The organism is Sphingomonas bacterium, assembly GCF_903642285.1.
Classification (GTDB): domain Bacteria; phylum Pseudomonadota; class Alphaproteobacteria; order Sphingomonadales; family Sphingomonadaceae; genus Sphingomonas.
Genome location: NZ_CAHJWJ010000044.1, coordinates 1 through 8193 on the forward strand (window position 1 = coordinate 1; position 8193 = coordinate 8193).

The 8193-nt window shown below is 68.1% G+C and carries 11 protein-coding genes; 7 read left to right on the plus strand and 4 right to left on the minus strand.

Going from position 1 to position 8193, the window contains the following annotated elements; translation table 11 throughout:
* Positions 1-411 precede the first annotated feature (411 nt).
* Positions 412-1050, plus strand: coding sequence for a glutathione S-transferase family protein (locus HUU99_RS14975; protein WP_174287380.1), 639 nt, complete (start codon positions 412-414; stop codon positions 1048-1050).
* Positions 1051-1063: 13 nt separating this feature from the next.
* Here the strand turns inward: HUU99_RS14975 and HUU99_RS14980 are convergent, their stop codons facing one another.
* Positions 1064-1840: a class II aldolase/adducin family protein gene (locus HUU99_RS14980; protein WP_217430841.1), complete on the minus strand. Its 777-nt coding sequence runs from the start codon at positions 1838-1840 to the stop codon at positions 1064-1066.
* Positions 1841-1947: 107 nt separating this feature from the next.
* Here HUU99_RS14980 and HUU99_RS14985 point away from each other — a divergent pair, with 107 nt between their 5' ends.
* Positions 1948-2988, plus strand: coding sequence for a sensor histidine kinase (locus HUU99_RS14985; protein ID WP_174287381.1), 1041 nt, complete (start codon positions 1948-1950; stop codon positions 2986-2988).
* Positions 2989-3035: 47 nt separating this feature from the next.
* Positions 3036-3467, plus strand: a complete 432-nt coding sequence (locus HUU99_RS14990) for an RrF2 family transcriptional regulator (protein ID WP_174287382.1) — start codon at positions 3036-3038, stop codon at positions 3465-3467.
* A 78-nt stretch (positions 3468-3545) separates the two neighbouring features.
* Here the strand turns inward: HUU99_RS14990 and mscL are convergent, their stop codons facing one another.
* On the minus strand, positions 3546-3971 hold the full coding sequence (gene mscL, locus HUU99_RS14995; protein ID WP_174287383.1) for a large conductance mechanosensitive channel protein MscL: 426 nt from the start codon (positions 3969-3971) through the stop codon (positions 3546-3548).
* A 116-nt stretch (positions 3972-4087) separates the two neighbouring features.
* Between mscL and HUU99_RS15000 the strand changes: the two genes are divergently transcribed.
* The 4 genes from HUU99_RS15000 to HUU99_RS15015 are packed head-to-tail and all read left to right on the plus strand — an operon-like array spanning position 4088 to position 6712.
* A complete protein-coding gene (locus HUU99_RS15000) occupies positions 4088-4669 on the plus strand; it encodes a LemA family protein (RefSeq protein WP_174287384.1) in 582 nt (193 codons plus the stop codon).
* A gap of 5 nt (positions 4670-4674) precedes the next feature.
* Positions 4675-5544, plus strand: coding sequence for a TPM domain-containing protein (locus HUU99_RS15005; RefSeq protein ID WP_174287385.1), 870 nt, complete (start codon positions 4675-4677; stop codon positions 5542-5544).
* Positions 5541-6212 (plus strand): TPM domain-containing protein, encoded by a 672-nt coding sequence (locus HUU99_RS15010; protein WP_174287386.1) that lies wholly within the window; start codon positions 5541-5543, stop codon positions 6210-6212. Before HUU99_RS15005 ends, HUU99_RS15010 begins: the two co-directional genes overlap by 4 nt.
* Positions 6206-6712, plus strand: coding sequence for an NUDIX hydrolase (locus HUU99_RS15015; RefSeq protein WP_174287389.1), 507 nt, complete (start codon positions 6206-6208; stop codon positions 6710-6712). The genes HUU99_RS15010 and HUU99_RS15015 overlap by 7 nt, the downstream gene beginning before the upstream one ends.
* Before the next feature lie 93 nt (positions 6713-6805).
* Here HUU99_RS15015 and HUU99_RS15020 read toward each other — a convergent pair whose 3' ends face one another.
* Together HUU99_RS15020 and HUU99_RS15025 are read right to left on the minus strand one after the other, a co-directional pair.
* Complete coding sequence (locus HUU99_RS15020; protein WP_174287387.1) at positions 6806-7087, minus strand: ETC complex I subunit; 282 nt, start codon at positions 7085-7087, stop codon at positions 6806-6808.
* A gap of 8 nt (positions 7088-7095) precedes the next feature.
* Positions 7096-8193, minus strand: a 1098-nt coding sequence (locus HUU99_RS15025; protein WP_302479996.1) for an ATP-dependent helicase C-terminal domain-containing protein, incomplete at its 5' end; no start/stop codon positions are given.

Genomic DNA, 8193 nt, shown 5'->3' on the forward strand with positions numbered 1-8193 from the left:
CGGCGGCGGTCGCGGTGGCGATCGTGGCGATCGTGGTCCCCGCCGTGACGGCGACGGCGGCCGCGGCCCGCGGCGCGACGATCGCGGTCCCCGCCCGGAGCGTTCGGGCGGCAATGACGACGGCCCGGCACCCGAATTCGCGCCGGCGTTCCTGACGGGCGACCGCGACTGACGTCTTGGTCCTGTTCTTCTGCGAAAGCAGGAGCCTAGGATCACAGGCGGTAACGATCCTTACCCTGGTGTCCCTACGTTTGCAGCGAAACATTCGGATCGATGGGAACGCCTCGGGCTTCTTCGTCAAATCAATGAAAGGGGTCCGGCAGCGATGTCGGGCCCCCTTTTCATTTCCGAACCGGTTAGCTAACGCGCGCCCTCTTGCGACCATGGCCGGGCGATGTCACGTTTGGTGCCATGACGATTACGATCACCGCGTTCGACCGCTCGCCCGATGGCGGAAAGGGCCTGGCGCGCGACACGCGGGTGCGCTGGGCGTTGGAGGAGGCGGCGCAGCCTTATGACGTCCGCCTCGTCTCTTTCGCGGCGATGAAGGAGCCCGGGCATCTGGCGCTGCACCCCTTTGGTCAGATTCCGACGTACGAGGAAGGCGATCTGCGCCTCTTCGAGACGGGCGCGATCATCCTTCATATCGCCGAGCGGTACGGCGGCCTGCTGCCCGACGAGGCCGACGGGCGCGCCCGCGCGATCGCGTGGATGTTCGCCGCGGTAAATACGGTGGAACCGCCGATCCTGGAGCTGGTCGTCGCCAGATTCCTGGAAGGCGACAAACCCTGGACCGCAGAGCGTCTGCCGTTGATCACTGCACGCATCGAGGAGCGGCTCGTCCGGCTCGAACGGCATCTGGGCAATGCCGACTGGCTGGACGGCGCATTCGCTGCGGGCGACCTAATGATGGTGTCGGTGCTGCTGCGCCTCAGAATGTCGGGTATCCTCGACGCCCATCCCACCCTCGCTGCCTATGTCGCACGCGGCGAGGCGCGCCCCGCCTATCGCCGCGCGTTCGCGGCGCAACTGGCGGTCAACACGCGCTGACCGCCGAAGCGGCCTAATCCCGGAACCCCGGATCGGTCCGGTCGAGCTTGCGCAGTAGCGCCGGCCAGGCGAGCTTCTCCGCAAGCTTGCCCATCCCCTTGGGGTTCGACTGGTGCGCGACCTTCTCCTCCACGCCCTGGTGCGGATCGTTCAGGTTCTCGCGGCCCGCGGACAGCATCAGCACCTGCGCCTCGCAGGCGCGCTCCAGGAAATACAACCGCAGGAAGCACGCGCCGACGCTGTCGCCGACCGCCAGCGTGCCGTGGTTGCGCAGGATCATCGCATGCTTGGTCCCCATGTCCGCGACCAGCCGCTCGCGCTCGTCGAGGTCGGTGGCGACGCCTTCATAGTCGTGATACGCGATGTCGTGCCCCGCGATCATCGATGTCTGGGTATGCGGCAACAGGCCGAACGCCATCGCCGACACCGCCTGGCCGTGCGGTGTGTGCAGGTGCATCACCGCAGCGGCGTCCTCGCGCGCCATGTGCAGCGCGGAATGGATCGTGAAACCCGCCGGGTTCACGGGGTGCGTCGTGGGACCCACCGGATTGCCCTCGACATCGATCTTGACGAGGCTCGATGCGGTGATCTCCTCGAACATCATGTCGTACGGGTTGATCAGGAAATGATGTTCCGGTCCCGGCACCCGCGCCGACAGATGCGTGAAGATCAGGTCGTCCCAGCCGTACAGCGCGACCAGCCGGTAGGCGGCGGCGAGATCGACCCGCGCCTCCCATTCGCCCGGCGCCATGACGTTGCCATCGGCTTGGACGGTTGCGAGCGTGGCCATGCGACTCTCCTGATGTTCTGCCGCTTCCATAAACCCGCGCGTGCGCCGCGACAATGCGGATGCGTTGCGATTGGCAACCGGGTAATTACCGCGCTACCACCGCGCGGATGAAGAGCCCCCGCGCCGATACCCGCCCGCTAATCGAGCGCCTGCCGCTCGATCGCCTGGCATGGCCCATCCGGCTCGGCTGGACCGTGGCGATCATTGCCGTCATGTTCCTCGTTCGGCTGAGCGCGAGCCCCTGGATCCTGACGCGTTTTCCGCTGACCGCCTTCACCCCCGCGGTGATCGTGGTCGCGTTCGTCTTCGGCGCGCGGATGGCGACGATCGCGATGGTCATCTGCGGCGTCCTCGCGCGCTACGTCTTCATGGAGCCGCTATATGCGTTCACGCTGACGTCGTCGTCGGCGATCGCGCTTATCTTCTTCGCGCTGACCGCGGGGGTCGCCATCGTGCTCGTCCACTGGATGCAGACCGCCAATCGCGCATTGACGGTCGAGCGCGAGACGAGCGAGCGGCTGGCGGCGACGCGCGAACTGCTGTTCCGCGAGCTTCAGCACCGGGTGTCGAACAATCTGCAAGTCGTCGCTGGGCTGCTCGCGCTGCAGAAACGCCGCGTCCACGATACCGATGCACGCGCCGCGCTGGACGAATCGGCGCGGCGGCTGACGGTGATCGGTCGGATCAGCCGTCAGCTCTACGATCCCTCGGGGGAAAGCCGGGACCTGGCGGGGTTTCTGGAACGGCTGGCCGAGGACGTCATCGACGCGAGCGGGCGCGGCGACCTGATCTGCGCCGTATCCTGCGACGGCGGGATGACGCTCGCCCCGGACCATGCGGTGCCGCTGGCGCTGATCGTCGCGGAGGCGGTGGCGAACGCGATCGAACACGGCCTGTCGGACCGCACCGGGCGGATCGATATCGTCGTCGCGCGAAGCGATACGCAGATGCTGTCGATCGAGGTACGCGACGACGGCGGTGCCCTGCCCGCCGATTTCACCATGGCCGGGCAGGACAGTCTCGGCCTGTCGATCGCGACGATGCTGGCGCGACAGATCGGCGGCGTCTTCACGCTGCACGGCGGCGAGACGACGGTCGCGCGGCTGTCCCTGCCGGAGAAAGCGAGCGCCGCGATGGTGTCGCGATAAGGCGTCGCCGCCTTTCGCTCGCCATAATGGCGCGGCATCATATCATCATGCTGACCAAGCGATCCCGATATGCGATGCGCGCGATGCTGTTCCTGGCGGATGCGTCGGCGGGCGGCGGGCCGATCGCGACGACGCGAATCGCCGTCGCCGCCAACGTCCCGCGCAAGTTCCTGGAAATGATCCTGGCCGATCTGCGCGATGCCGGGCTAGTCCACAGCCACCGCGGCAAGGCCGGCGGCTATTGCCTGTCGCGCCCCACGCATCTGATCTCGCTCGGCGAGGTGATCCGCGTGATCGAGGGGCCGCTGGCGCTGGTCCCCTGCGTCAGCCGCACCGCCTATCGCCGCTGTACCGATTGCACCGACGAAGGGTCCTGCGCGATCCGCCACGCGATGATGCGCGTGCGTGACGAGACCGCGCGGATATTGGACGGCACCAGCCTGGCGGATGCGACCGTGGAGGATCTGGTCGCGGCGTAAATCCTTCCCTTCTCCCCTTGTGGGAGAAGGTGGCCTCGCGAAGCGAGGTCGGATGAGGGGGGAGTGGAGGGAATTTAGTTACCCCCGCGCCTTCAATTCATCCCGTATCTCGCGCAGCAGCGTGACGTCGGCGGGTTCGGCCGCCACCTTTACCTCCGGCTTCGGCATCAGCTTGTTCACCGCGCGGATCAGCAGGAAGATGATGAAGGCGACGATCACGAAATTCACCGCGGCGGTGACGAACGCGCCGTAGCCGAGCAGCGATACCCCCGCTTTCTTCAGCGCCGCGTAATCGGTCGATCCCGCGAACGCCGGCGGTATCTTTCCCAGCACCAGGAAATAGCCGGAAAAATCGAGTCCGCCGAGGATCTTTCCGATGACCGGCATGATGATATCGTCGGTCAACGAGGAAACGATCTTGCTGAACGCCGCGCCGATGATGACCGCGACGGCCAGATCGAGCACGTTGCCGCGCATGATGAAAGTCCGGAATTCCTGAAACATTGCACTGCCCCCTGCCAATTCGTCCGCGAACGCTGCGAGGCTAGCCGACGATTTCGGTTTCGCCAAGTCGCGAGGTGTCCTATATGACTAGGACAGACCTTGGAGAATGAACCCCCATGCTTCGCCCCGCTATCGCCCTTTCCATCGGCCTCCTGCTCGCCGGCTGCGGGCTCAACGCGATCCCGACCGCGGAGGAAACCGCCAAGGCACGGTGGGCCGATGTCCAGAATGATTATCAGCGCCGCGCCGATCTGATCCCCAATCTGGTGTCGACGGTGAAGGCCGCCGGCGCGCAGGAGAAAAGCATCCTGGTCGAAGTGACGCAGGCGCGCGCGTCGGCGAACGCCGTGCATCTGTCTGGCGACGACCTGAAGGACCCGGCCAAGGTCGCGGCGTTCAGCCAGGTCCAGGGCCGGGTCGGCGTGACGCTGCAGCGGTTGCAGGAGGCGTATCCCGAACTGAAGAGCCAGGGCAATTACACGACGCTGATGAGCCAGCTGGAAGGTACCGAGAACCGGATCACCGTCGCGCGCAAGGATTACAACGACGCGGTGCAATCGTATAACACGACGATCCGTACCTTCCCCGACGCGATCGGCGCGAAGATCTTCTATGGCGCGAAGCCGATGGTGCCGTTCGCCGCGACCACGCCGGATGCGCAGGTCGCGCCGACGGTGAATTTCGGCAACGCGAACTGACCGGGATGCGCAGCCCCGCCCTGCTGCGCCATGCGGTGGCGCTGATCGTCGCGGCGCTGTCGTTCGTGGCGATGCCGGCTCTGTCGGGCGAGGCCGCGGCGCAGACCTTCCCCAAGTTCACCGGGCTGGTCGTCGACGCGGCGAACGTGCTGCCCGACGCGACCAAGGCCGATCTGACCGCGAAGCTGCAGGCGTTGCAGAAGGATACGCACCGGCAGCTGGTCGTCGCGACGATTCCCGACATGCAGGGCGATTCGCTCGACGATTACGGCTACAAGCTGGGGCGCGCCTGGGGCATCGGCCTGAAAGGCGCGGACAACGGCGCGATCCTCTTCATCGCGCCGAACGAGCCCGCCGGCCAGCGCGGACCGCGGATCGAGGTCGGCTACGGGCTGGAGCCGATCCTGACCGATGCGCTGTCGAGCGTCATCATCAACCAGCAGATGATACCCAAGCTCGTCGCGAAAGACGTGCCCGGTGCGATGGAAGCGGGAACGGACGCGATCATCGGCCAACTTCGCGCTTCGCCCGACGAGGCGAAGGCGAAGACCGACGCCGCGATCGCGCAGTTCGACAAGGCACATCGGCGGACCCGCGACAGTGGCGGCGGTGGCGGGATCGGGCTGATCTTCTGGCTGATCATCATGGGCGTTTTCGTCGCGTCGCGATTCAGGCGGGGTGGCCAGGGGTCGCGTTTCGGCGGCAGCGTCCTGCCCATATTCCTGTGGAGCGCGCTCGGTAGCGGCGGTGGTGGCGGATCGTCTTGGAGCGGCGGCGGCTCCTCCGGCGGTAGCGACGGCAGCTGGGGCGGCGGCGGCTTCACCGGCGGCGGTGGCGGATCGTTCGGCGGCGGCGGGGCGTCCGGGGGGTGGTGAGCCTGACCCAAGCCGATCGCACGGCGGTCGTGGCCGCCGTCACCGCGGCGGAGACGACGACCGATGCGGAGATCGTTCCGATCGTCGCAGCGCAATCGGACGCCTATCACGACGCCGCGGTGCACTGGATCACGATCGCATTGTTCCTGATCGTCGCGGTTACCGCGTTCGTGCCGCAGCCGTTCCTGTGGCTGCTCGACCGGGCCTATGGCGGCTGGGGCGACGACTGGTCGATGGGTGCGTTGTTCAGTGGGCTGCTGCTGCTGCTCGCGGTCGCCTATCTCGTCCTGCATTATGCGACGAAGCCGCTGGCGATCCGGATGGCGCTGACGCCGGGCGCGACCAAGACCCGTCGCGTCCGCGCGCGCGCGGTCCTGCTGTTCCGCACCGCGATCGAGGCGCGGACGGCGACGCGGACGGGTGTGCTCCTCTACGTCTCGCTCGCGGAGCGCCGCGCGGAGATCGTGACCGATGCCGCGGTACTGGCGAAGGTCCCCGCGACCGCCTGGGGCGAGGCGATGCACGCGCTGGTCGATGCGCTGAAGGACGGCCGCACCGCGGACGCGGTGGTCGCCGCGATCGGGCGCATCGGCACCGTGCTGGCGGAGTATTTTCCCTATACCGGCACCGATCCCAACGAATTGCCAGACCAGCTGATCGAATTGTGAGCGAGACGGTCTGGGCCGGCCGCTTCATCGCGGTCGAGACGGAGGGAAAATGGGAATATGCCGTCCGCCCGCGCGGCATCGCGGCGGCGGTGATCCTGGCGATCGACGCGGATCACGTGTTGCTGGTCGAGCAATATCGCGTACCGATCGGATGCCGCTGCCTCGAGCTCCCCGCAGGGCTGGTGGGGGACGAGACCGCCGGCGAACCGATCGAGGCCGCGGCCGCGCGCGAGCTGAAGGAGGAGACGGGCTACCGAGCCGAACGGCTCGAAGCGCTGGGGCTGTTCCATTCGTCGCCGGGCCTGACGTCGGAAGCGTTCACGCTGGTGCGCGCGACCAGCTTGACGATGGTCGGCACCGGCGGCGGAGTCGATGACGAGGACATTGCCGTTCACCGCGTCCCGCTGGCGGAGGTTGCGGCGTTCGTGGCGACCCGGCGCGCGGCGGGGGTGGCTGTGGATGCGAAGGTGTTGCTGCTGCTGGCGAGCGGGATCGTGTGACCGCTACGTCATGCCGGGCTCGTCCCGGCATCCAGAGCCGCGCGCGATGTCTCTCGTGACCCTGGATCCCGCGACAAGCCTGGGATGCGGGTACTACCGAAAATTATCCGCATAGGCCTGCAGCTTCAGCGTCTTCGCCGGCGCGGGCACCACGCTGAACGCCAGCCCTTCCCGCTCGCAATAGGCGATCGCCGCCTCGCAGGTCGGGAAGCGCAGCCGCAGCTGGTCGCGCGTATCGCCGCTGCCCGCCCAGCCGGTCAGCGGATCGGGGCGTTTCGCTTCGGCAGGCTCGAATTCGAGCTGCCAGCGGTCGGTCAGCGCCTTGCCGGACGACATGGAATTCTTGGGGCGCTGGAAGATCCGGGCTGTGGGCATGTCCCCCCTTAACCCGATCCGCGCGCGCGTGCATCCGCATTTTTGGTGCGGAGCGTCGCCGATGCCGACGCGGGATCCTCCGGCCAGGGATGCCGCGGATAGCGCCCGCGCATCTCCTTCGCAACCGCCGCCCAACTGCCAGCCCAGAAGCCGGGCAGGTCGCGCGTCGTCTGGATCGGGCGGCCGGCGGGCGAGGTCAGCGACAGTATCAGCGGCGTTCGCGCCTCCCCCACCACCGGGTGCGTGGCGAGTCCGAACAGCGCCTGCACACGCAGTTCGACGCGCGGGCCGCCGTCGCCATAGTCGATCGCATGGCGGCTACCCGCGGGGCTGACGAAATCGGCGGGCGCAAGCCGGTCGATCCGGCGCACCGCGTCCCATCCGACGAGGGTGCGCAACGCCTCCGCCAGCGCGCCGGCAGGGATCGCGGACAATCGCCGCTTGCCCGTGACGATCGCGGGCAACCAATCGTCCAGGCGGTCGCGCAGGGTCGCATCGTCGAGCGCCACGCCCGCGAACGCTGCACGTGTCCTGAGCGTCGCGGCCGCTTCGTCCCACAGGAGCAGCGCGAGCCCATGCGCCCGCACCCCCTCGACCAGCGCCGCCGCGATCGCCTCGCGGTCCGCGCTGGGGTCCGGGCCCGAGGACAACCGAATCGCGCCCAGCCGCCGCTCGCGCAACGCCTCGACCGCGCCGGTCGCGGGATCGAAGGCGATCGTGCGGGTGGTGTCGATCCGGTCGGCGAACAACGCTTCGACCGTCTCCGCATCGATCGTCGCCGCGCCGAGGATGCGCTCGCCGGACGCGCTGCCGGAAATGTCCGCGACCGCCAGCCAGGCCGCGCTGGCGAGGGTGGACGCCGAGTCGAGCCGGAACCCGCGTCCCCCGACCGAAGCCCATGCCTCGCCGTTGCCGTCCCGGCGGCGGGCGAGACGGTCGGGGAAGGCGAGCGCGATAGAAGTCGCAATATCTCCCCTCCCGCTCGCGGGAGGGCGAGAAGGACCGTCCTGGTTGCTCACGAGGCCCGCCCACCGCGCCGCGAGCCTCCGCGCCGCCTCGGCCTTCGCCCCGCGCTCCCCGCGCCAGCGCCACACCCGCGCCGCCAG